This window comes from Parvibium lacunae (assembly GCF_003335215.1).
GTDB classification, from domain to species: Bacteria; Pseudomonadota; Gammaproteobacteria; order Burkholderiales; family Burkholderiaceae_D; genus Parvibium; species Parvibium lacunae.
The window spans coordinates 54,529-77,598 of record NZ_QPGB01000004.1 but is presented as its reverse complement, the minus strand read 5'-3'; the positions used below and the strand labels follow the sequence as shown (position 1 = coordinate 77,598).

The window sequence follows — 23,070 nt, the reverse complement described above, 5'->3', positions numbered from 1 at the left end:
GCAGGATCCGCAAAAAGTATGACGCCATAAAAAGTGCTGTGGTTACAATACCTATTCTTGAATTAATAGACAATAACTATAAACTCAATGCCCCGCATCGTTTTTGTTACCCGCTCAGAATGGGATCGTTTGCATACTGAAGCATACCAGCCACAGCAGGTAGAGAGCTTGCTTAAACAGTCACAGCCACAAAAAGTGCTAGCAGCCCGTTATGGGGGTAGTTTAGTGACCGCCTTGGATGTCTGGTTGGGTAAAACCGAACAGCGCCGTCTGGAATGTTGGTCTCTCATACCCAGAGAGCAATATATGGGCCGCGTTAGTCATAAACTTGATGCACGCGCTCACTGGGCCCGTGATTTTCATGGTTTGCTCGTTCAGTATCAAGAAGCAAACTATGTTCTGGACAGTCCGATTACTTTCTTAGTACGGATGGACAAACTCCACCCTGACGAAAAAAATAAAACGAACATCGATCTGGCGACACTGCCCCTCTTTGATCGCTAAGCCTGAGAATGAGGTCGCTTTACTTGCGACCCCAACATCAAAATTGACTTAAACATCGATATTTTGGGCAATCAGGGCGTTGCTCTCAATAAACGCTCGACGTGGCTCGACTTCATCGCCCATTAACGTCGTGAAGATCTGGTCTGCGGCGATGGCATCTTCAATTTGTACTTTAAGTAAACGCCGCACCGTGATGTCGAGAGTCGTTTCATAGAGCTGTTCAGGATTCATTTCACCTAAACCCTTATAGCGCTGTTTGCTCAAATTACGCTCTGCATCTGCGAGAAGCCATTCCATCGCGTTACGGAAATCTAAGACCTTGGCACTGCGCTCACCACGCCGAATTTCTGCTTCTGGGCTTAACAACCCTTTGAAAGTATTGGCCGCTTGCGCAAGAACCGCATAATCTGCCCCGTGGACAAAATCAGCATCAATTAGACTGACTTTGGTATTGCCATGATGCTGACGCTCAATTCTTAGTGCATATTTCTCAAGATGCGCGTCGAATTCTACTTTAACGACGATTTGTTGTTGCGTTGTCAGTGGCTGAGTAAGTTGCAAGGCGTGCGCAAGCTGTTGGGCAGATTGCTCAGCGCTGGGCTGAGAATCCAGGTTGAGGGCAACACCGTCTGTAATGGCATGAAGCACACGTGGCTCAATGATTCTGCTTAAACGTTGAATCACTGCATCCGCCAGCAAATATTGCCTTGCCAGTTCTCCCAACGCTTCTCCTGAAATCGGCGCAGCATTCGGTTGTGTGATCAGTGCCGAATCTTGTAGTGCAAGTTTTAAAACGTATTGAGACAACTCAACGTCATCTTTAACATAGCGTTCTTCTTTGCCATGTTTGACTTTATATAGCGGCGGTTGGGCAATATAAATGTGGCCCCGTTCGACCAACTGCGGCATTTGGCGGTAAAACAAGGTTAATAACAGGGTTCGGATATGGGCGCCATCAACGTCAGCATCCGTCATGATAATAATGCGGTGATAACGCAGTTTATCAATATTGAAATCATCCGTGCCAATCCCTGTGCCAAGTGCCGTAATCAGAGTCGCAATCTGCTCACTGGAAATGAGTTTATCGAAACGAGCGCGTTCTACATTCAGAACCTTACCCCGTAGCGGTAAGATTGCCTGAAATTTACGGTCACGTCCCTGTTTGGCGGAACCACCTGCGGAGTCCCCCTCTACGATGAACAATTCAGAAAGTTCAGGATTTTTTTCTTGGCAATCTGCTAACTTACCAGGGAGACCCACGCCATCCAAAACCCCTTTGCGGCGTGTCATTTCTCGTGCTTTGCGTGCTGCATCGCGCGCACGAGCAGCTTCTACAATCTTATTGCAGATAATCTTAGCGTCTTGTGGTCGTTCTAATAAATAGCTTTCAAGGGCTTTAGTAACGGCTTCTTCTACGGCGGGGCGTACTTCACTGGAGACTAATTTATCTTTGGTCTGTGAACTGAATTTAGGCTCTGGCACTTTAATTGATAAAACACAGGCTAAGCCTTCCCGCATGTCATCGCCGGACGTTTCGACCTTGGCTTTTTTCGCCAATTCGTTTTCTTCAATGTACTTGTTAATGATTCGCGTCATTGCCGTACGCAGGCCAGTCAAATGTGTACCCCCATCGCGTTGCGGAATGTTGTTGGTGTAGCACAGTACATTTTCGTTATAACTATCATTCCACTGCATCGCCACTTCTACTCCGACTGGAATACCGCCTGCGTTTGATTCTGTGACCGTATGGAAAATATTAGGATGTAAAACCGTTTTATTTTTATTAATGTATTCAACAAAGCCTTTAACCCCACCGGCAAAAGCAAAATCTTCTTCTTTACCAGTCCGCTGATCATGCAGCTTGATATGAACACCATTGTTAAGGAAGGAAAGTTCACGGATTCGCTTAGAAAGAATGTCGTAGTGAAATTCGACGTGACCAAAAATCTCTTCATCTGCCAGAAAATGAACTTCCGTGCCCCGCTTTTCTGTTTCACCAATCACTTTGATCGGTGAAACAGGAATGCCGTCTTGGGTGCTTAGTTCGCGGTTTTGTACAACGCCCCGGCTAAACTCCATGTAATGCACTTTGCCATCACGACGAATAGTTAAACGTAGCCATTTAGACAATGCGTTTACGCAACTTACCCCTACACCATGTAGACCGCCAGACACCTTGTATGAGTTCTGGTCAAACTTTCCACCGGCGTGTAACTCTGTCATCACAATTTCAGCAGCACTGCGTTTTGGCTCATGTTTGTCGTCTAATTTCAGCCCAGTAGGAACGCCACGACCATTGTCTATGATGGAGATGGAGTTATCTGTATGGATCGTTACTTGAATCTCTGTACAGTAGCCGGCCAAGGCTTCGTCGATCGAATTATCTAAAACTTCAAAAACAAGGTGGTGTAAGCCTGTGCCGTCTGAGGTATCACCAATGTACATGCCAGGCCGTTTGCGTACTGCTTCTAAACCTTCAAGAATTTGAATCGATGCCGCTGAGTAATCTTGTGCTGCTGCCTGAGTAGTTTGTGTAAGTTCTGACATAAAAATTAGCGTATTAATGAAATCGTAGAGAGAATTAAAAAGTCCGTACCCGACAGTGACAAGGAATGCTCGTTACCTTGCATTAGATACGCATGGGCATGACCACGTATTTAAAGCTCTCTTGTTCTGGCAGTGTTAATAATGCTGAGCTGTTTTGATCTTGCATCGCCAGTTGAATTTGCTCGCTCTTCAAGTTATTTAAAACATCCAACAGATAGCTGACATTAAAACCAATATCAATTGTTTCTGCGTTGTAGTTGATCTCAAGCTCTTCATGGGCATCTTCTTGATCTGCATTGGTTGAAGAAAGCTTCAGTGAGCCACTCGCCAGGACACAGCGCACACCCTTGAACTTATCAGAAGTCAAAATAGCAACCCGCTGTAGTGAGTGCAGCAGCATTTCACGGTGAACAACAAATTTTTTCTGATGATTTTGCGGAATGACTCGCTGGTAGTCAGGAAACTTTCCTTCTACCAATTTGGAAACTAATTCGATCTGGGCAAAACGGAAACGGATTTGATTCGGCGCAATATCTATCTGCACCGGCTCTTCGCTGTCGTCCAACAATCGTTGTAATTCCAGAATTGTTTTGCGAGGAATAATGACTTCTTGTTTGCCTAAGCTTTCACTGAGGTCGGTACTGCAAAACGCTAAACGATGGCCATCTGTTGCAACAGCGCGTACTTGCTGTCCCTCGACGACAAATAACAGTCCATTGAGGTAGTAACGAATATCCTGTTGAGCCATGGCAAAGTGGACCATGCTAAACAAATGCTTGAGCGTTTTTTGCGGTAGCGAGAAATGGATATCGTAAGCAGGCGGTTGGACCACAGTGGGGAACTCATCGGCTGCCATGGTTTGTAGGTTAAAGCGGCTTTTGCCAGCTTGTATGGTCAGTTTTTTATTGGCAAACGATAAGCTGACTTCGCCCTCTGGTAAGGCCCGCAAAATATCTAATAACTTTCTAGCACCTACGGTAGTTGCAAATTCATCATGACCACCACCGAGTTCTGCGATTGTCTGAATTTGGATTTCAACGTCTGTGGACAAGAAAGCCACTTGCTGACCTTGCTTACGTAACAAAATATTGGCGAGGATAGGCAGAGTGTGACGACGTTCAACAATCCCACTGACGGTCTGCAGTGGTTTCAAAATGGCATCACGTGTTGTTTTGGCCAATAACATATTTAATATCCTTTTATCTCTTTAATACTTAATTACTAAGCTCGCCAAATTCTGTGGATAAACCAAAAAAACAATTTTATTTCAATTAGTTACTGAATTTAGAACTTTGCGGAAAAAGAATGGGTAACTGCGTATCCAAATGTGGACAAAAAATCACCCGCTGCTTTTTCCTGATTTCTTTCACATCTTATTCACTGCTCATCCACAGTGTTTACAACAGTAGTCAAAGATCCTATTCGCTTACTTTTACAGCGAAACTAGCCGCGTAAGGTTTGTTCTAAAACATGCAATTGATGGTTAAGCTCACTATTACTCTGTCGCACTTCTGCAATTTTACGTACCGCATGTAAGACGGTTGTATGGTCACGGCCACCAAACATTTCACCAATTTCAGGCAAACTTTTTTTGGTTAACTCTTTGGCTAAATACATCGCAATTTGTCGTGGTAAAGCAATATTGTTTGGTCTGCGCTTAGAATAAAGATCTGCAACTTTGAGCTTGTAAAAATCTGCCACTGTTTTCTGAATATTCTCAATCGAGATTTGTCCTTTTTGTACAGAAAGTAGATCTCTTAATGCCTCACGGGTTGTATCAACATTGATCGTTTTGTGGTGAAACCGGCAATAAGCCAGCACTTTACGTAAGGCCCCTTCTAGTTCCCTGACGTTCTGCCGTAAGTGTTTTGCTATAAAAAAAGCAACTTCTTCACCCAGTAATACCCCCTCTAGTGCCGCTTTTTTAATGAGAATCGCAACTCGCATTTCTAACTCAGGAGGTTCGATAGCAACAGTAAGACCGCTATCAAAACGCGATTTCAAGCGTTCATCAATTTCGGCTAGTTCTTTGGGATAAGTATCACTGGTGATAATAATTTGCTTGCGAGCATTGATGAGTGCTTCAAATGCATAGAAGAATTCTTCTTGCGTGCGCGATTTGCCGGCAAAGAATTGAATATCATCAATCAGCAGTAAATCAAGCGAATGATAGTAGCGCTTAAATTCGTCAAAGCTCTTGCGCTGATAAGCACGCACAACATCACTAACATATTGCTGGGCGTGGATATACCTAACTTTTGCTTTGGGATTCTGCTCCAGAATCGTATTACCAACGGCATGAATGAGGTGCGTTTTTCCAAGACCTACACCACCGTACAAAAACAGAGGGTTATAAGATACGCCAGGATTGTCGGCAACTTGAAGTGCCGCCGCCCGCGCTAGCTGATTGGCTTTACCTGGAACAAAAGTCTCAAATGTCAGGTTGGCAAAAATTTGGGCTTTTTCAGAATGCACCGCTTCCGTATCTTGGCTTACCTTTTGAACATGCGCTGCCGCATTATTTGAACTAGACTTGACTTCGTCAGTAGTGTTCCTGTTATTTTGAGGAATCGCTTGCTGAGATTCAAGCGCGACAGGCCGTGCAGCAATTTCGAACTGTAATTGAATACTTTTACCTAGATAGCGATTTAACAGTTCAGTAATGCGGTGGGCATATTGAGTTTTAACCCAATCCAGCTTAAAACGATTGGGCGCCGCGACACGTACAGTCTCATCTGCTTCGCTAAAATCAAGGCAATTTAAATCTTTGAGCCAAGCATTGAACTGCTGAGACGGGATTTCCTGCTGCAGGTCACGCAAGCACTGGCGCCAAATTTCTTCCATATTAGTTAATATTTAATCAGTTTTAAGGTAACGCAAAAATTAGGCGCGGTTTGTCATGGAATTCTGGTAACGAATAAATACACTATCCGCAAATAATAACACTGGTTTTATCCCGGAAAGACGGCTATGCAAATAAAGTCCACATGAATAAGTTCCAACATAATTTATATAAGTTATTGATTTATATATATAAATAATTTATTAGTATTATTTTTAATCAATTTTATTTAGCCTTACACGCAGAGTTGAGGTACTACACACTTGCTTGGCCAGAACATTAAAGCCAGAAAAAATTTATTTTCTGACCAGCAAACTCGACTTAGAAAAAACAGTTTAGCAATAAGATTCTGTGTATAAGTGTGATTTTAAGAGATAAATTGGGGATATGTAGAGTAATTATCCACAACATTATTTATATTTATTTATTGACATTGTGGGTAACTTAATCTCTCGGTTGGGCTCAACGTGCTTAAGCTAAATAGACCAGCATATGAATGTTTGCCAAAGATTGACGAAACGCTACCAAAATGCTTTAATACTAGGCTAAGTTTTTGTAATGTGCTGATTTATGGGGGTCAATCTCCCATACAAAGCAACGCCCCGTTATACAAGCACTGACCCAGTAACAAGCGGTTTATCGGTCGGCCTCCTGAAAAGAGTGGCTGCTGCGCGTGATGTAACTGGCTCAATCTGTAACAGTGGCATTTACAGATTTCGTCATGATTCAGTAATTTAACGCTGAATTCTGCTTCATCAAGGAAACCAACATGAAACGTACCTACCAACCTTCCGTTGTACGTCGTAAACGTACTCATGGCTTTTTAGTTCGCTCACGTACACGGGGTGGCCGTGCTGTACTAGCGGCACGCCGCGCAAAAGGGCGTCATCGTCTGGCTGTCTAAATCGCTACATAGTCGATTAGGCAAGGCGTCGAGGCACTGCATCAGTGTCAGTCAAAACGTTGCCATAATTAAAGAGTACGCCTGTGCTCCAGTCGGTTAAAAAGACCTTATCTCGAGTGCAGCGAATACGCAAAGCGGATGAATATTCATCCGCTTTGTCATTTAGGCCCATCCATAAAACAGTCCACTTTAGCTATTACTGGCTTAAAGGCGAACCGGTTCACTCTGTCACGGCTGAGATACTCGGCTCACACCACGAGTATCGTTGCCGCTTAGGTTTAATTGTAGGTAAGCGGCATTTACCCCTAGCTGTGCAGCGTAATCGGCTAAAAAGATTGTTGCGTGAAACGTTTCGTCAACATCCCATTGCTCAGCAAAGAAATGGCGGGGGTATCATAATCCGGTTGCATGCAACACTGAAAACGCCGCCATCACAATCATTGCTGTCTCACTCTGCGCCCCAGCGTGAAACGCGTATTCACGGCGGTTTACTGAATGCACAGGTCAGACATATTGTGCGCGTTGAAATTATGGATGCCTTAACGCGTTTAGAGCAAAAGTTATTGGCTCAGCAATCAGGGAAGGCATAGCAGCCATGTACCGTGTTCTAGGTCGCATGAGTAATCGTATGGTAACAAAAGTACTGCTGGCATTGATCAGCATATATCGCTACGCGATCAGCCCTTGGCTGGGACCCCGATGTCGTTTTTATCCTTCCTGTTCTACCTACGCGCAGGAAGCACTGAAATTACATGGACCGTGGCGTGGCAGCTATTTAAGCATAAAACGTGTGTTACGCTGCGGCCCGTGGACAAGCGGTGGCGTTGATCCCGTGCCTGATTCCCCTAAGTGCTGCGCATCAACATCTGCTAACGCAGCGCGTCCCCATCCTTTCAAATCGGAAAAATAGAGAGAGTTATGCAGAACAAGCGTTCGATATTGTGGTTTGTCTTTGCCTTTTCATTGATTATGCTTTACGACGGCTGGCAAAAACAGTTAGGCCACCCCACTTTGTTTGGGATGCCTATTCAATCACAACCGGCTAGCGATAAAGCAGGCGCCGCAAACGCCAAAACAGAAGGCGGCGTGCCGACAGACAGCAAACGTCTGGCTGTAGAAGAAAAAACGGGCGTGGCAGAAACCACCGGGATGGATAACAAGCAGAACGGGGAAGTGGTTGAGGTCAAAACCGATGTTCTTGCCCTGCAATTTAATACTCAAGGTGCGGTACTACAGCGGGCAGAGTTGCTACAGCAGCGAGATCTTCAAGATAAAACCAAAAATATGGTGTTGTTGGATAAGAGTTCAGACAGAGTCTATCTGGCACAGAGTGGCTTAACCGGGGGGACCTTGCCCAACCACAAAACGCCCTACAAACTAATTTCTCAGGAACGCCAGCTCGCAGAGGGTAAAGATACGTTGGAACTGGTTTTTGTTGCGCAAACCGAAGGCATAACCCTTAAACAGACTTATACCCTCAAGCGCGCCAGCTACGCGATTGCCGTCAAACATGAAATCATCAACCAAGGCGGCCAAGCGATTACGCCATCGCTTTACCTCCAGCTAACTCGCGATAGCAGCAAGCCGGAAGTCCATTCAGAAGTGCTGAGCGCCTTTACCCCGACGACGTTTACTGGCCCTGCGGTGTACTCTGAAGAAAAGAAATTCCAGAAAGTGGAGTTCAAAGCGATTGCCGAAGACAAAAAAGATCGTCACCTGGAAAAGGGCAGCCAAACTTGGATTGCCATGGTTCAACATTACTATGTCAGTGCCTGGATTCCTGAAAATAAAAATCAGCATGAATTGCGCACCAACAAAATTAGCAACGATCTTTACAGCGTCGCACAGATTCAGCCGCTAGAGGCAATTGCTACGGGTGCCAGTCGCACCGTCAACAACGTTCTTTATGTTGGCCCGCAAGACCAGAAAGCGCTAGAAGCCTTGGCACCAGGTCTAGAGTTAGTCGCAGATTATGGTTGGCTCGCTATTATTGCTAAACCAATCTTCGCGCTATTGCAGTTACTGCATGACCTGACCGGCAACTGGGGCTGGGCAATTATTCTGCTGACCATATTACTCAAATTGGTGTTTTACCCCTTGTCAGCGGCTGGCTATAAATCGATGGCGCGCATGAAAAACGTGACGCCACGTATGCAAGCCCTGAAAGAAAAATATGGCGATGATCGTGCCAAGCTCAATCAAGCCATGATGGACCTCTATCGCACCGAAAAAATCAACCCGCTGGGGGGTTGTTTCCCGATGCTAATTCAAATCCCAGTGTTTATTGCCTTGTATTGGGTGTTACTCGCCAGTGTAGAAATGCGTGGTGCGCCATGGCTGGGCTGGATTCAAGACTTGGCGACCCCCGATCCTTGGTACATCCTCCCCGCTATCATGATGGTCTCCATGTTTGTGCAATTTAAACTGAACCCAACGCCAGTCGATCCCGTGCAGCAAAAAGTCATGATGATCATGCCGCTGGTGTTTGGTGTCATGTTCTTCTTCTTCCCTGCCGGTTTGGTGTTGTACTGGGTCGTGAACAACATTCTGTCTATCGCCCAACAATGGGCGATTAACAAACAGCTTGAAAAAGCCGGCCTGAAATAAACCTGATTGATTCCGATGGATCAAGCGCCGATCATCGCCATTGCCACCGCCAACGGGCGCGGGGGCATTGGCGTGATTCGGGTTTCAGGAAAACAACTCACCCCTGTCATTGAAGGCATCTGCGGGCGTTCCCTCGCCCCCCGTCACGCCACCTACCTTCCCTTTCAAGATGCACACGGCCAGCCGATCGATCACGGTCTTGCCCTGCACTTCCCTGCGCCGCATTCCTATACCGGTGAAGATGTATTCGAACTGCAAGGGCATGGTGGGCCAGTGGTGTTGCAATTGCTGCTCGCACGTTGCTTGGAGCTAGGTAAAGGCATCGGTTTACGCCTGGCCGAGCCGGGCGAATTCACCCGCCGCGCCTTTCTCAATGACAAGCTCGATTTAGTGCAAGCCGAAGCGGTGGCTGATCTGATTGAAGCCAGCACCGAAGCAGCGGTACGCAGCGCCACGCGGAGTTTGAGTGGGCAGTTTTCACACGCCATTCAAAGCCTGGTGGATGCGCTGATTCACCTCCGCATGTTGGTTGAAGCCACGCTGGACTTCCCCGAAGAAGAAATTGATTTTCTGCAAGCCGCCGATGCGCATGGCCAGCTCGCGAACATTCAGCAGCAACTGCAACAGCTGCTCGCCAACGCCCAGCAAGGCGCACTCCTGCGCGAAGGGTTGCAAGTGGTGTTGGTCGGCCAGCCGAACGTGGGTAAATCCAGCCTACTCAATGCGCTGGCGGGCGCCGAGCTAGCCATTGTCACCCCCATCCCCGGCACCACGCGCGATAAGGTAACGCAGACGATTCAAATCGAAGGCATTCCCCTCCACATCATTGATACCGCCGGCTTGCGTGACACCACCGATCAGGTCGAGCAAATTGGCATTGCCCATACTTGGGCAGCAGTTGAGAAAGCCGATGTGATTCTGCATTTGCAAGATGCCACGCAGCCTGCGCAAGCACCGGATTTAGCCATTGAAGAACGCCTGCCACCGGCCACACCCCGCTTAACGGTGTTCAATAAAAAAGATTTATTGCCCGATGCGGCTAGCTTCGTCGTCACCGAAAACCAACTCCTGCTCTCGGCGAAACAGCACGAAGGCATTCAAACTTTGCGCAGCGCCCTGCTCAAACTGGCGGGCTGGCAAAACAGTGGCGAGGGTGTGTTCCTCGCTCGCGCACGGCATTTGCACGCATTGGTTGCCAGTCAAGCGCATCTAGAAAACGCAGCGGCCCATGCCCTGTTTGGGAATCAACATCTGGATTTATTTGCGGAAGAACTGCGCTTAGCGCAAACGCAATTGAATTTGATCACCGGTGAGTTTTCAGCCGATGATTTGTTGGGTGAAATTTTCACGCGGTTTTGCATCGGCAAATAAGAGACAGACATCGTATCTGTTTTACTCTGGAGAAAAACATGAATCATTTCGAATCGGTAGTGACGGCTTACCTAGAAGAACGCAATCAGCGCGATCAGTTGGGTTTAACCATCCAAGCCGAGCTCCCCGTGTTTGCTTCCGGCTTGCTCGACAGTGTGGCATTTACCGGCCTGATTAGCCAAATTGAAAGCACGCTAGGCGGCCAAATAGATATGCTGGTGCTGGACCCCGAGCAGATTGAAACCTTGGCGGATTTGTTGCAACAGCTGCAAGCGGCCTGGCAGGCTTAGTCGCCGCTTCGCATTTCAAGTGGTGCCACAGATGGCGACACTTCCTGGCCGAAGGCCGTCAGGCCATACCAAAAATCGCCCTCAATCGCGGTGATCGACCAGCCATGACTTGTGGCTGCCTGAAGCCCTGTAGTGGCATTACCAGCCGGCTTTAAGAGCCGTAAATAATGGCTACTGGTGTGCGTTTGCGCCATGCTACGAAGATACCCGCCATGCGGGTAACGAAATAGATCACTGGCGTGGCTGAAACGCTGGGCTTCCAGTACAACCAAGCTATGCTGCCGGCAATCTGCCACCGCCGCATGCAACAGCGCCGCACTGGTCGCGGCACCCATATTGGTGGGCAGGGTTGGGTCCAGCACAAAATCCAGTAAATAAGCGCGCGGCTGCAAATTCGTCTTACAGGTATAACGAGCTAGCACTAAATAGCCATCCAGTTGATTCTGTTGATTGATCGCCGCATAGAGCGCCAATTGACCTTGCTGATCGGGATCTTGTAAACGCCAACGCCAGGTTGCCGCGCGGCGGTCCAGCCACAAACCTGGGCGAGCAATCATTTTCTGCCAAAGCGAATCAAACCGAGAATCAACCTCCGTGATCGCACATAATTTAACGTCACCACCATACGCGAGCCTCGGCGGGGTCGCCCCGAGTAATGGGCGCAATAGCCGCAAGGCGTACCCGAGCGGCTTGGCGATTTGGGCAATCAGCGGGCGGCAGCGTTCGAGCAGCGTTGCACCCAATAGCGGTAACAGGCTCTTGCGTAATCCTTTGCGGCAGAGCCGAGTTTCATCACCCAGCCACAGCACGGTCTGGCGGTAACCAGGGTCATGCAACGCTTGCGCTTTATACAGCTCATACACCGTCGCACTGTGGGCGTTAGCCGTGGTTGAAAACGCCGCGCTAATCCCTTTTTGCAGAAAAAAGGGCCGCATCAAGCCAATGCTTTTGGCACGCCATGCGGGGTCAACATAGTAAGAGGTGCAGGTTGCCAAGGTATGCCAACCCGTCGCATTGGTTGGGCCTGGTGTCGGATCATGCAAATAAAACTGCTGCTGAATATTCCCCAGATAGCCCACAATCGGCTTATCTCCATCGCCCTCATTCACGATTACCCAGCCTAACGGGGCTGTAACGGTATCGCTTTCTGTCGCCTCATGTTGTGCGAGCAGCGCCTGACGCGCCGGGTTTTGTTGCCAGACCCAATCCCAGCCCGCCAGGCTGCGCTGCGGCCAACGAGCTTGTCGTAACAGCGCCTGTATCGCCGGGTAATCAGCCCAGGCTACTGGGCGTATCGTTGCTTTATCCGCCATCTCTGGGCAGCCTAGCTGAGTAAGGCCGCGAGCGCATGGCGGTCAATTTTACGGTTCGCGTTCATGGGGAACTGGGCTAACACCCGGACCTCATCCGGTAACATTGATTTGGGTAAGTGGCCTGTTAGCGTCCGTCGAATATCGCTGCCCGTCAGATGTGGCGGTGCCGTGACGAAAGCCACCAAGCCTTGTACCACGCCGCCAACAATCGGATGCGGCAACACCGCGACCATATCCATGCCCGTGACTTCACGCAAGGCAGCTTCAATTTCACCTAACTCGATACGATTACCTCGCACTTTGATCTGGTGGTCAGCGCGGCTGATAAAGTGATACAAGCCATTCTCATCCCGCTCAATCAGGTCTCCGGTGCGATACCAATAGTAGTCACCATTGGCGTTTGCCAGTGGCGTTAAAAGCGTGCCATCTGCGAGGGTTAAGTGCGCTAAAAAACTTTGTGCGCTGCGTGCCGGGTCGGCCCAATAGCCCATGCCGATTTGCGGTCCACTCAGGTAGAGCTCACCCTTTCCGGCACCCTCAACGATTACCCCAGCTTCATCCAGCAGGAGATGCGCATGACCGGCAAACGGAATCCCAATCGGGGTTACCCCGCGTCGGCATGCTGCCTCAGAAACCCCAGTTTCCCAACGGTAGAAAGCCAGCTCCATGGTGGTTTCGGTAGGCCCATAGACATTGAACAGAGTGCTGTTGGGGGCGGCCGCTTGCCAGGCTTGCGCGGTCGCTTTGGGCAGGGCTTCACCGCATAACAAGCTCATGCGCAAGGCAGGGAAGAGATTGGGTTTAAGCACATTCTGGCGCTGCAAAATCATGGCGAAAGATGCCACCGAAAACCAATAAGTAATTTGTCTGTCCAGAATAAACCGTGCTGGCGCGAGCATGGCCCGTTCGGGCATGACACACAGTGTTGCCCCACTCCACCAAGCATTAAAGAGATCGTGGAGTGCAACATCAAAGGTTAATTCATAGGTTTGCGCAACCCGATCACTCGCAAGCGGCGCGGCCAGCGCACGAAAATGCTGCATGTAAACGGCCAGGTTGCCATGGCTAATCGCGACCCCTTTGGGTTCCCCCGTACTGCCTGAGGTAAAGACCACATAGGCCAAGTCTTTGGCATTCTGTGCTGTAATCGGTGTCGAGCCAGGCAGGGGGTTGTCGGCACCCGCAGCAGGCGCTGCTTGAATCGCAGCCGCACTGATAATGCGGCACAAATTCGGGGGCAAGTCGGCCAGCGCCGCCTCATCACTTTCTGGGGCTAACAGCGTTAACGATTTTCCCAAGATTTCCGCCAGTGCCAGTGCCAAAGGCAAAGTGTCAGGTGCCACGATAACCGTTCTTACGCCTGCGCGCTGCAAAATAGCGGCGTTGCGCGCCGGCGGATGCGCGGGGTTGAGGGCAATGTGGGCGCGCCCGGCAGCAAATACCGCCAATGTACCTACGTAGGTGGTGATTGAGCGCGCTGCGAAGACAGCGACCAAACCGCTATCAGCAGGCGTCGCAGGAATCCCCTGGAGTGCTGAAGCCAAGGACTGAGCGCGTGCTGCCAGTGCGGCGTATGACCAGTGCTGCTCACCTATTTCGAGTGCAATAGCGTCCGGGCTGCGTTTAACACTGGCTAAAAAGCCACCAAAGGGAGAGAGATTAAGCGTGGAATCTGTTGGCATAAGGCAAGGTAAGCAAGTCATGAATCGGATGCGAACCCAGCGATGAACAACGCCGACCGGGTTCGCTTTTCCTTAGGGCAAGAAATCAGGAACCGTCAGACCGGAGCCGGCGGCAAGACAGTGGCGCTGGACAAATTCGGCAAAAGCCAAATCCAGTGCAGCCAACCCAAACGGACTAAAAACGCTGATCTGGCCTGCTACCCGTGCCGGTAAACGGCCCTCAACAATATCTGCCAGCGTACCCCGGATAAAACGGCGATGGCCCTCTGCTTGTTCCGTTACATGCAGCGAGGTGTTGGCTTGCAATACATGATCAATGTCATCAACGATATTGTCAGCACTCAAAATGGCGGCAGGGGCTAAGTCTCGCAGCGAAATGTGCAGCACCGTAGCATTAGGCTGGCATTGCGCCAAGGTGGTGACGCTGGGGGTGACCGCCGAGGTTGCAAAGCTGATTAAGTCAGCTTGCGAAAGAACGGTTGTGATGTCATGCGCTTGAGTAATTTCCCCATTGAAGCCACTGTGGCGAATGGCGGTGGCCGCCTCCGCCATGCGATTGGGGTCAAGATCAAACAGGCAGAGACGTGCAATCGGTTTGAGATCGGCGCGGATAAAACGCAGGGTTTCCGCGTTGATTGGCCCACAACCGATTAGGCCGAGACAGGCAATCTGCGGCCCGTCATGTAATAAGCGGGCGGCCAGTGCGGCACTGGCCGCGGTGCGTTGACCACTGATCAGGGAGCCTTCCATGATCGTGGTGGGGCGGCCGGTTTCGACACTATTTAAAATCATCACCGCAGAGGCACGGGGGAGGCCGCGCTGCACATTGTCTGGGAACGAACCTATCCATTTGATCCCGGCAATCGGATGGGCCCCGCCTAGGTAGCCCGCTTTGGGAATAATACGTTCCCGTTCCATTCCTGGAAAACGCAGATACTCGGATTGTGGCAAACGGGATTCACCGCGTGCATGGGTGCAATAGGCTTGTCCAGCCAGCTCAATCAGTTCTCGTTCCCGCCCCACTAATTGGCGGGCGACATCGGCAGCGGTTAACAAGGTAATGGCGTTGCTCATAACGAGATCCTTAAGACAAAATTTCTAGGGTTGGAATGGTATGGAAATGGGCTTGACACCAATGGTCGTCATAGACGGTATCAAGGTAGCGCTCACCGCGATCGGGCAAAATCAGGGCGACACGGCTGCCTTCGGGAATGCGAGCATGCATATTTTGCAACGCAACCACCATCCCGCCAGAAGATGCCCCGGCTAGAATGCCTTCACTGCGGACCAGGGCGCGACAGCCCGCCACGCAATCTGCATCGCTGATCAGCAAGGCTTCATCGGCCAAGTCAGGGCGCATATGTTCAGGGATAATGCCGGCCCCATGACCCGGTAACAGACGCGGGCCACGTTGACCAAAAATAACGGAACCGCAGGCATCCACCGCAATGATCCGGGTATTTAAATTACGTGCCGCGATGGCTTCACGTGCGCCGCGTAAGGTACCGCAGGTGCTGACAGAAATAAATAAATAATCTAGCTGTTCATCCAAGGCCGCTAGCAATTCACTCACCGTACCCGTACGATGGGCTGCCGGGTTGCCTGGATTCGCATATTGATTTAAGTTGACCGCCCCCGGCAGGGTTGCCAGCAGGTCTTTGACCCGCTGTCGTCGGGCCGCCAGAAATTCGCCTGTGCCGGCGTCTGGTGTCGTGACCATATCGATTTCTGCGCCATAGGCGCGCAGAATTTTCAGATTGGCTGCCGTTACCTTGGGGTCAACCACCACAATCAAGCGCAAGCCTTTGACGGCACAGGCTTGGGCCAAACCAATGGCCAAATTCCCCGAGCTGGACTCGACTAACACGGAATCTGTGCCAACTGTGCCATTGGCCAAGCCCGCTTCGAGCATGGCAACCGCAGGCCGGTCTTTCATCGAGCCGCCAGGATTAAAGGCTTCCAATTTGGCGTACAGGGCGTAATGCTTGTGAGGGAATAATTGATGCAATTGCACCAGCGGGGTCGCCCCGATGGTGCTCAGCAAATTGGAATGGATCATGGCACACCGACAGCAAGAAAGTTAGCGTTCAACTATACCAGCCATGGCAGAAAATGAGAATTTGTGTGACAAATATCACGAATTTAGACAGCGCCGATTGCCGCTGCTCAACAACATCGGTGGGGTCTTGGCTAACGCAAGGTGCTGGCTCGAGTCAATCGTTTCATGCTGAGGTACTGCCACAGTCCCTTGCAGTCAACGCTTAAGGTTTGTGCTGGGATCTCGATGTGCCGGTAAAATGGAAAGGCCAACCCGAGCGTCAGCAGCCAGGTGCTTAGCCAAATAACGCAGAGTGTGCCCCCCCCTGCCCCGGCAATCGTACCTGCCAAAATACTATTGACCAGTAGCGCCACGGGAAAGCCAATCAGAAATTGGGCATAAGATACTTGGGCCAAGCCCTGTAAGCGCTGCCGCACACCCACTGAAAGTTTGGCCCAGAAAGCAGGCTGTTGCCAGGCCATCAGTGCCAGCGCAGTACATAAGGCAACCAAGAGACGCCCTCGGAAATCGATCCAGAGCGTCAGCGGCACGAGACTCATGAACAATAAGAGACGGCGTTGCGTCGAATGGCTGAGGCTGGTGTTGCCTTGCAGTGGCAGCTTCTCAAGACAGAAAGCGGCAAAGCCCAGGGCATAAGCGCCGAAAAAGTAAAGCGCTAGGTTATCCAGACGGGAATCACGGTTAAACCAGAATAGACTGAGCAAGCCCAGCCCGAGAATCAGGGCAATACTGCGTTCGAGTCGCACTGTGTGAGCTACGTTGCGGTGACGGTGACTGTAGGCTACCAAGCCCACCAACATGACAAACAGTTGAAAATCGATAGCAACATACCAAGCCCCACTTGAGAGCGCATCAAAGTTCAATAACCCATGCAGTAAAAACATATGCGCGATCCACTGCGCCTGCGAGGGGGCCTCTGGCACAAAGGCTTCGTCCAAGGCCTGCCGCGCAAAAGCAGCGACAAATACCGCCAAAACCAAGGCCGCGAGAAAAGGCAACACCAGACGCAGGTAACGATTGATGATGAGGTTAAAGGCATCCTGCCCAAGCTGGCCTGGCGCTAGTCGGAGGACACTGCGGGCGGCCAGGTAGCCGCCTAACACCAAGAAAATTTGCACTGCCATCCGCGCATAATCGAACAACAACAGGCTCAAGGTGGGCGCTAGCTGTTCTGTTGCGCGGGCCAGCGGCCCATAGCAACTCAAGTGATGTAAGGTAATCAGTTGTGCTGCAATGATTTTAAGTAAATCAATCAGTGGGTAGGTGTGCCGTTCGCGTTGGGGTTGGATCGGTTTAATTTCATCAACGACGCGCGAGCGCGGCATAACAGCAGGAATACGACTCATCAAAATCCATCAAGTTAGGGCGCAGCAGTGTAACTACTAGCCTGCGGAGAATAGGGCGCGGTCAGCGGCAAGTCGGGATCGGTTCAGGGCTGCCTCTCGGCGCTCAGCGGAAACCAGATCTCGACACGTAAGCCTTGTGGGGCAAGGGAATCCAAACGGAGTTGCGCGTGATGCGCCTGTGCGATTTCTTGCACGATCGCCAGCCCCAAGCCACTGCCAGAATTCGGGTGAGCGATTGTACCAAAACGCGCCAGCGCCTGGGCTTGTTTTTCAGGGGGGATGCCAGGGCCGCTGTCATTCACCTGCAAAACCACATATCTGAGCGGCTGGTCCTGGCTGTGTGGGTTATGTGATGCCTGCCAAGGCGCTGTTTCCACCTGCAACCGTACTGAAATTTCCCCCGCTGCCGGGGTGTATTGAATGGCATTCGCCACTAGGTTGGTGACCAGTTCATACAACAACCCATCATCACCACGCAGTAAGGGCAAGCTCTCGGGCGCCTCGAAGGCCAGCGTTTGTTGTTGTGCCAGGGCTTTGGGGGCCAGTTCTAGACAAACATTTTGCGCGATGTCTCGCAAATTGCAGGGCTGTTGCTGGGCGGGCGGTAAGCCACTTTCGGCGTGCGCCAAGGTGAGCAGTTGGTTGGCCAGCCGTGCGGCGTGTTCGGCGGCACGTTGCATGCCTTGCTGCAATTCATGTTGTTCCTGTGGGCTGGGGTTACGCTGTGCCAATTCACTTTGCGTTTTAATTAACGCCAGCGGGGTTTTAAGTTGGTGTGAGGCATTGGCGATAAAGCGTCGTCGCACCTCAACCAAGTGCGCTAGCCGTTGCACATAGCTGTCCAAGGTTTGCCACAAGGTTTGTACCTCACGCGGTGCAGGTAAATTGGGTAAGGGAGACAAATCCTCAGTCCGTCGATGAGCTAAGGTTTCTTGCAAGGTATACAAGGGTCGTAGGGCAAAGCCTATGCCCCACCATAGAATGCCAGCGGCGAAGATAACAAAAACGGTTTGCCTCAAGCTGATATTGAGCCAGATTTGGCGCGCGAGTCTGGCCCGTGCATCGAGGGTTTCCGCAACTTGAATTAATACCATTTGCGGCGGCTTGGCCTGATTTTCCTGTTCGTTCTGCCCCAGCCGGTGAGTCAGCGGATGATAGAGCGCGGCGATTCTCACCGTTTGATTGCGGTAAGTCGCCGTATAGAAATGAACCAGTGCCGGGTAGGTTGTCGAACGGGGGCTGTTGCGCGGCAGCGGGGGCAGATCGGCGTAGCCAGCAATCATGTCATTCGTTGTTGGATCATCCTGCAAGGCTTGACCAACCCGGTAGTAAATCTGTCCGGTCAAGTCATTATCAAAACTATCGAGCGTGCTGGCCGGTACATTGGCAACCAGTTTCGCTTGTGGTCCCTGGCCTTGCCAATGAACATGTTCGCTGATTGCTTTGGCCGAGGCTAATAAAGAGCGATCGTAGGCCGTGTCAGCCGCATCGAGTGCCAGCTTAGAAAGCGTGTAGGTATCAAGTGCCACAAACAAGAGTAGCGGAACGATGATCCAGCCAACCAATCGGTTGCGAATGGACCCTTGTGCTGGCTTTGCCGCCGTTGCGCCAGCGTTAGATGGGGAGGAGAGCGGCTGCGCAAGCGGCTCAATCATGGCGATTTTGTAGCAGGTATCCGAGGCCGCGCAGGGTCACAATTTCTACCCCGGCCCCTTGTAGTTTTTTGCGCAGCCGATGAACATACACTTCAATGGCTTCCGGGTTGGCATCCTGTTCATGCATAAACACTTGCTGAAACACATGTTCTTTTGCTACCGCACGCCCAGCTTTGAGGATCAGTGTTTCTAATACCGCCAACTCGCGCGGCGTCAGGTTCAAACTCGCTGTGCCAATATAAAAAGCTTTCTCTTGTCGGTCGAAGCGTAACTGACCCAGACAAATTTCTGGCTGAACGGCGCTCGTAGCCCGCCGTCGCAGCAAGGCATGACAGCGCGCTTCTAGCTCGGCTAAGTCAAAAGGCTTGGCAAGGTAATCGTCGGCCCCCGCATTCAGGCCCGCCACGCGCTCAGCGGTGCTAGCGCGAGCGGTGAGTATGAGTACCGGGGTGTGGTCACCCCGCGCGCGCAAACGTTGCAGTACGGTAAGGCCATCAAGGGTGGGCAGGCTTAAATCCAAAATCACAATGTCTATGGGGTGCCCTGCTACCAACACGTCCAGCGCGTCGGGACCATCTGATACCACGCTCACCGTAAAGCGTAATGTCCGCAGGGCTTGGCTGATCCAGCGGGCCAGGTCAGGAGTGTCTTCAACAAGTAACACATGCATAGCAGAGGAGCGGGCTTAACTAGACTGAAAGCCGATTGAAAGGCAACGCCCTTAAAGTAACACGCAATGCCCCAAAGTGGGTATTTATCTTATTAAGGAGACAGCCATGTTGAAAAAAATGCTTACCATCGGCCTCAGTTGCTACGCCTTGAATGTTGTCGCTCTCGATAACGTCAAGATCATGATCGGGGCCAATCCTGGGGGGGGTTACGATCAAACGGCGCGTGGCATTGGCGCGGCGTTACAGGCGGCTGGGCAAGCCAAGGCAGTGCAATATGAAAACCGCGGTGGGGCGGGCGGTACCATTGGCTTGGCGCAGTTTGTGAACACGAGCAAAGGTGATCCGAATGCGCTAGTGGTCGTTGGGGCGGTGATGGTGGGGGCGATTGAAACCAATAAATCGCCCGTAAACTTAAAAGATGTCACCCCCGTAGCGCGCTTATTGGCCGAGTACGATGTGCTAGTGGTGCCCGCCAATTCAAAAATTCAAACGCTAAAAGATTTGATCGCAGCGGTGAAAGCCAATCCTGGTGCAGTGTCATGGGGTGGTGGCTCAAAGGGGTCGATTGACCATATTTTGGCGGGCCTGATTCTCAAAGCCAGCGATGTGGATCCCACCAAACTGAACTATGTGCCGTTCGCTGGAGGCGGGGAAGCCGCTGCGGCGATTTTAGGGGGGCATGTCACGATTGGCATCAGCGGGTTAGCAGAGTTCTTGCCCTATATCAAAAGCGGCAAAATGCGCGCCTTGGGGGTGTCGGCTGATAAGCGGGTTCCAGAGGTTGATATTCCGACGCTGCGCGAACAAGGAACGCCGGTGAGTATTGCCAATTGGCGCGGCGTCTATGGCGCACCGGGGATTAGTGCTGACCAACAAGCCGCCTTGATTAAAGCCGTGACGGCAGCTACCCAAACCAAGCAATGGCAAGACACTCTGGATAAAAACGAGTGGCAAGCCGCCTTACTCACGGGGGATGAGTTGGCCAAGTTTGCGGACACTGAGCAGCAACGAATCGGCGCTATTCTCAGAGTATTAGGTTTAGTGAAATGAGCGTCACCACCCATAAAAAAACCAAGTCGGAGAGTGTGCTGGTAATCGTGCTTCTGGTGGTTGCCGGTACCTTGGTTCAACAGGGGACAACCCTAACTGGCGATGCGGGCTATTCCGGTATCAGCTCCGGTTTATTTCCGCTGGTCGTTGGCAGCGGTCTGGCCCTCTGTGCCTTGATGCTGGCGCGGGAGGTGCTGACGGGTGGATTATGCAATCAAGGTAATGACACCGCGCCCTATGTGGAGGCCCCGCCCCGCTTAGCCCCTACTAGCCACTTACTCTGGGTCTTTGCGGGTTTGGTGATTCAAATCCTCACCATTGCGCATCTCGGTTTTGTGCTGGCCAGTGCGACGCTGATGGTTTTGGTGGCACGTGGGTTTCGTGGCCCACAGCCTGCGTCTCGTTGGCTACTTGATATCGCGATTGCACTGGCGGTGACCTTACCTGTGCAGCAACTCTTTACGCGTTTTTTGGGGCTGAATCTGCCCCTGCTTCCCTTTTTAGGATCTTGATATGGAAACCTGGAATGCCCTTGCGGCAGGGTTTGCCGTCGCCCTCACCCCCATCAATCTATTTTTAGCGTTGCTCGGCTGTTTGCTCGGCACGGCGGTGGGGGTATTGCCCGGAATTGGCCCGGCGCTGACGGTGGCGATGTTGTTACCCATGACCACTCAAGTAGAACCCACGGGCGCTTTGATTATGTTCTCGGGCATTTTCTATGGCGCGATGTTTGGGGGTTCCACGACCTCGATTTTGTTAAATACCCCGGGGGAATCAGCGACCATGGTCACGGCCATGGAGGGTTACCAAATGGCCCGCCGTGGCCGGGCGGGCGCGGCGCTCTCAACGGCGGCGATTGGCTCGTTTGTAGCGGGCACGATTGCCACGATTCTGCTGTCTCTGTTTGCGCCGGCGGTCGCTGATTTTGCTTTGCGCTTTGGCCCGGCTGAATATTTTGCCTTGATGGTGTTGGCGTTCACCACCGTATCAGCGGTCTTGGGAAATTCCCGCCTGCGCGGCATGACCAGTTTGTTTATTGGTCTGGCACTGGGGCTGATCGGGATTGATCAAGTCTCTGGCCAAACCCGCCTGACCTTTGGTTTGCCGCAATTGAACGACGGGATTGATGTGGTGATTGTCGCCGTGGGCTTTTTTGCGGTGGGCGAGGCACTCTTTAACGTGCTGTACGAAGCGGAAAATAGTGCAGCCAATCGGGTAGGCGATAGCATCTGGATGAAGCCGCAAGACTGGGCACGTTCCTGGAAAGCCTGGCTGCGCGGCACGCTGATTGGCTTTCCGTTTGGGTCGGTGCCGGCGGGGGGCGCGGAAATCCCGACCTTTTTATCCTATGCCACTGAAAAACGCTTGAGTGCCCACCCTGAGGAGTTTGGCAAAGGCGCGATTGAGGGTGTCGCCGGGCCAGAAGCCGCGAATAACGCCAGTAGTGTCGGCGCGTTGGTGCCGCTGCTGACGTTGGGTTTACCGACCTCCGCCACCGCCGCCATGATCTTGGCCGCCTTTCAGCAATATGGCTTGCAGCCGGGGCCGATGCTCTTTCAAACCTCCGCCGAATTGGTGTGGGGGCTGATTGCCAGTCTGTATGTCGGTAACTTAATGCTGCTGGTTTTGAATCTGCCTTTGGTCGGCGTTTGGGTGCGGCTGCTCGCCATCCCGCGCCCACTGCTCTATGGCGGGATTCTGGTGTTTGCCACCTTGGGCGCGTATGGGATTCGGCAGTCTGAGTTCGACTTGTTCCTGCTGCTGGCGTTGGGCGGAGTGGGCTATGCCCTGCGTCGTTTTGATTTCCCGGTTGCGCCGGCGGTGGTAGGGATGATCTTGGGGCCGATGTCGGAAAAGCAGTTACGCAATGCGCTCTCGATTAGCCAAGGCGATTGGGGCGTGTTTATTCACCATCCTCTCGCGGCCAGCCTACTCGCTATTGCCGCTGCGGTGATTCTTGTTCCCAGTTTCTTGAGCGTCATTCGGCAACGCCGAGCGCGTTAGGGTGAATTGGCGGCGGCGCGTAGATTTCTCCTTGATTTGCCGCGCCGCAGCAAGAAAAATTCGCCTAAGTCCTTGATTTATAGAGCATTTTTTCTCTTGGGGAAAACCCTAGTCCATGCTAAACTGCGGCCCCTGTTTGTTTGTAATGCATTTGTCATGCTGATTTAATGTCCCCGATTAGGCGCTAGACAATGCAGTAAGCCATAGAAATTTCATTTTTGCAGT

General features: G+C 51.3%; 20 protein-coding genes. 10 read left to right on the top strand and 10 right to left on the bottom strand.

Annotated elements, in window-relative coordinates; genetic code table 11:
• Positions 1-87 precede the first annotated feature (87 nt).
• The gene (locus tag DU000_RS09490; protein ID WP_114403171.1) at positions 88-504 is read left to right on the top strand and encodes a hypothetical protein; all 417 of its coding nucleotides are present in this window, start codon (positions 88-90) and stop codon (positions 502-504) included.
• Positions 505-552: 48 nt separating this feature from the next.
• On the opposite strand, the gene gyrB is transcribed toward DU000_RS09490, so the two are convergent.
• From gyrB to dnaA, 3 genes are all read right to left on the bottom strand, one after another.
• The gene (gene gyrB, locus DU000_RS09485) at positions 553-3,051 is read right to left on the bottom strand and encodes a DNA topoisomerase (ATP-hydrolyzing) subunit B (protein ID WP_114403170.1); all 2,499 of its coding nucleotides are present in this window, start codon (positions 3,049-3,051) and stop codon (positions 553-555) included.
• A gap of 82 nt (positions 3,052-3,133) precedes the next feature.
• The gene (gene dnaN, locus DU000_RS09480) at positions 3,134-4,237 is read right to left on the bottom strand and encodes a DNA polymerase III subunit beta (RefSeq protein ID WP_114403169.1); all 1,104 of its coding nucleotides are present in this window, start codon (positions 4,235-4,237) and stop codon (positions 3,134-3,136) included.
• A gap of 257 nt (positions 4,238-4,494) precedes the next feature.
• Complete coding sequence (dnaA, locus tag DU000_RS09475; protein ID WP_114403168.1) at positions 4,495-5,895, bottom strand: chromosomal replication initiator protein DnaA; 1,401 nt, start codon at positions 5,893-5,895, stop codon at positions 4,495-4,497.
• 767 nt (positions 5,896-6,662) lie between these two features.
• Between dnaA and rpmH the strand changes: the two genes are divergently transcribed.
• From rpmH to DU000_RS09445, 6 genes are all read left to right on the top strand, one after another.
• The gene (rpmH, locus tag DU000_RS09470) at positions 6,663-6,797 is read left to right on the top strand and encodes a 50S ribosomal protein L34 (RefSeq protein WP_114403167.1); all 135 of its coding nucleotides are present in this window, start codon (positions 6,663-6,665) and stop codon (positions 6,795-6,797) included.
• Positions 6,798-6,880: 83 nt separating this feature from the next.
• Positions 6,881-7,387, top strand: a complete 507-nt coding sequence (locus DU000_RS09465) for a ribonuclease P protein component (protein WP_114403166.1) — start codon at positions 6,881-6,883, stop codon at positions 7,385-7,387.
• A 5-nt stretch (positions 7,388-7,392) separates the two neighbouring features.
• Entirely contained in the window at positions 7,393-7,707 is a 315-nt protein-coding gene (gene yidD / locus DU000_RS09460) for a membrane protein insertion efficiency factor YidD (protein WP_114403165.1), read from the top strand.
• An 8-nt stretch (positions 7,708-7,715) separates the two neighbouring features.
• Complete coding sequence (yidC, locus tag DU000_RS09455; RefSeq protein ID WP_114403164.1) at positions 7,716-9,404, top strand: membrane protein insertase YidC; 1,689 nt, start codon at positions 7,716-7,718, stop codon at positions 9,402-9,404.
• 6 nt (positions 9,405-9,410) lie between these two features.
• The gene (mnmE, locus tag DU000_RS09450; RefSeq protein ID WP_420812137.1) at positions 9,411-10,775 is read left to right on the top strand and encodes a tRNA uridine-5-carboxymethylaminomethyl(34) synthesis GTPase MnmE; all 1,365 of its coding nucleotides are present in this window, start codon (positions 9,411-9,413) and stop codon (positions 10,773-10,775) included.
• Positions 10,776-10,813: 38 nt separating this feature from the next.
• Positions 10,814-11,065, top strand: coding sequence for a phosphopantetheine-binding protein (locus DU000_RS09445; protein ID WP_114403162.1), 252 nt, complete (start codon positions 10,814-10,816; stop codon positions 11,063-11,065).
• Here DU000_RS09445 and DU000_RS09440 read toward each other — a convergent pair.
• The 7 genes from DU000_RS09440 to DU000_RS09410 form a co-directional block, all read right to left on the bottom strand.
• The gene (locus DU000_RS09440) at positions 11,062-12,378 is read right to left on the bottom strand and encodes a GNAT family N-acetyltransferase (RefSeq protein ID WP_114403161.1); all 1,317 of its coding nucleotides are present in this window, start codon (positions 12,376-12,378) and stop codon (positions 11,062-11,064) included. The genes DU000_RS09445 and DU000_RS09440 overlap by 4 nt on opposite strands.
• An 11-nt stretch (positions 12,379-12,389) precedes the next feature.
• Entirely contained in the window at positions 12,390-14,060 is a 1,671-nt protein-coding gene (locus DU000_RS09435; protein ID WP_158529677.1) for an amino acid adenylation domain-containing protein, read from the bottom strand.
• Positions 14,061-14,132: 72 nt separating this feature from the next.
• Positions 14,133-15,134, bottom strand: coding sequence for a 2,3-diaminopropionate biosynthesis protein SbnB (sbnB, locus tag DU000_RS09430; RefSeq protein WP_114403159.1), 1,002 nt, complete (start codon positions 15,132-15,134; stop codon positions 14,133-14,135).
• Positions 15,135-15,144: 10 nt separating this feature from the next.
• The gene (gene sbnA, locus DU000_RS09425; RefSeq protein WP_114403158.1) at positions 15,145-16,119 is read right to left on the bottom strand and encodes a 2,3-diaminopropionate biosynthesis protein SbnA; all 975 of its coding nucleotides are present in this window, start codon (positions 16,117-16,119) and stop codon (positions 15,145-15,147) included.
• A 131-nt stretch (positions 16,120-16,250) separates the two neighbouring features.
• Positions 16,251-17,465 carry an acyltransferase family protein gene (locus DU000_RS09420; RefSeq protein WP_114403157.1) on the bottom strand — a complete coding sequence of 405 codons (1,215 nt, stop codon included), beginning with the start codon at positions 17,463-17,465 and terminating at the stop codon, positions 16,251-16,253.
• An 83-nt stretch (positions 17,466-17,548) separates the two neighbouring features.
• The gene (locus DU000_RS09415) at positions 17,549-19,120 is read right to left on the bottom strand and encodes a sensor histidine kinase (protein ID WP_114403156.1); all 1,572 of its coding nucleotides are present in this window, start codon (positions 19,118-19,120) and stop codon (positions 17,549-17,551) included.
• Positions 19,113-19,790: a response regulator gene (locus tag DU000_RS09410; RefSeq protein ID WP_114403155.1), complete on the bottom strand. Its 678-nt coding sequence runs from the start codon at positions 19,788-19,790 to the stop codon at positions 19,113-19,115. The genes DU000_RS09415 and DU000_RS09410 overlap by 8 nt, the downstream gene beginning before the upstream one ends.
• Before the next feature lie 106 nt (positions 19,791-19,896).
• On the opposite strand from DU000_RS09410, the gene DU000_RS09405 reads away from it, so the two are divergent.
• From DU000_RS09405 to DU000_RS09395, 3 genes are read left to right on the top strand one after another with little or no spacing between them, the layout of a single operon-like run.
• Complete coding sequence (locus DU000_RS09405) at positions 19,897-20,841, top strand: Bug family tripartite tricarboxylate transporter substrate binding protein (RefSeq protein ID WP_114403154.1); 945 nt, start codon at positions 19,897-19,899, stop codon at positions 20,839-20,841.
• Entirely contained in the window at positions 20,838-21,353 is a 516-nt protein-coding gene (locus DU000_RS09400) for a tripartite tricarboxylate transporter TctB family protein (protein ID WP_114403153.1), read from the top strand. The genes DU000_RS09405 and DU000_RS09400 overlap by 4 nt, the downstream gene beginning before the upstream one ends.
• A gap of 1 nt (position 21,354) precedes the next feature.
• The gene (locus tag DU000_RS09395) at positions 21,355-22,845 is read left to right on the top strand and encodes a tripartite tricarboxylate transporter permease (protein ID WP_114403152.1); all 1,491 of its coding nucleotides are present in this window, start codon (positions 21,355-21,357) and stop codon (positions 22,843-22,845) included.
• The last annotated feature ends 225 nt before the right edge of the window (positions 22,846-23,070 follow it).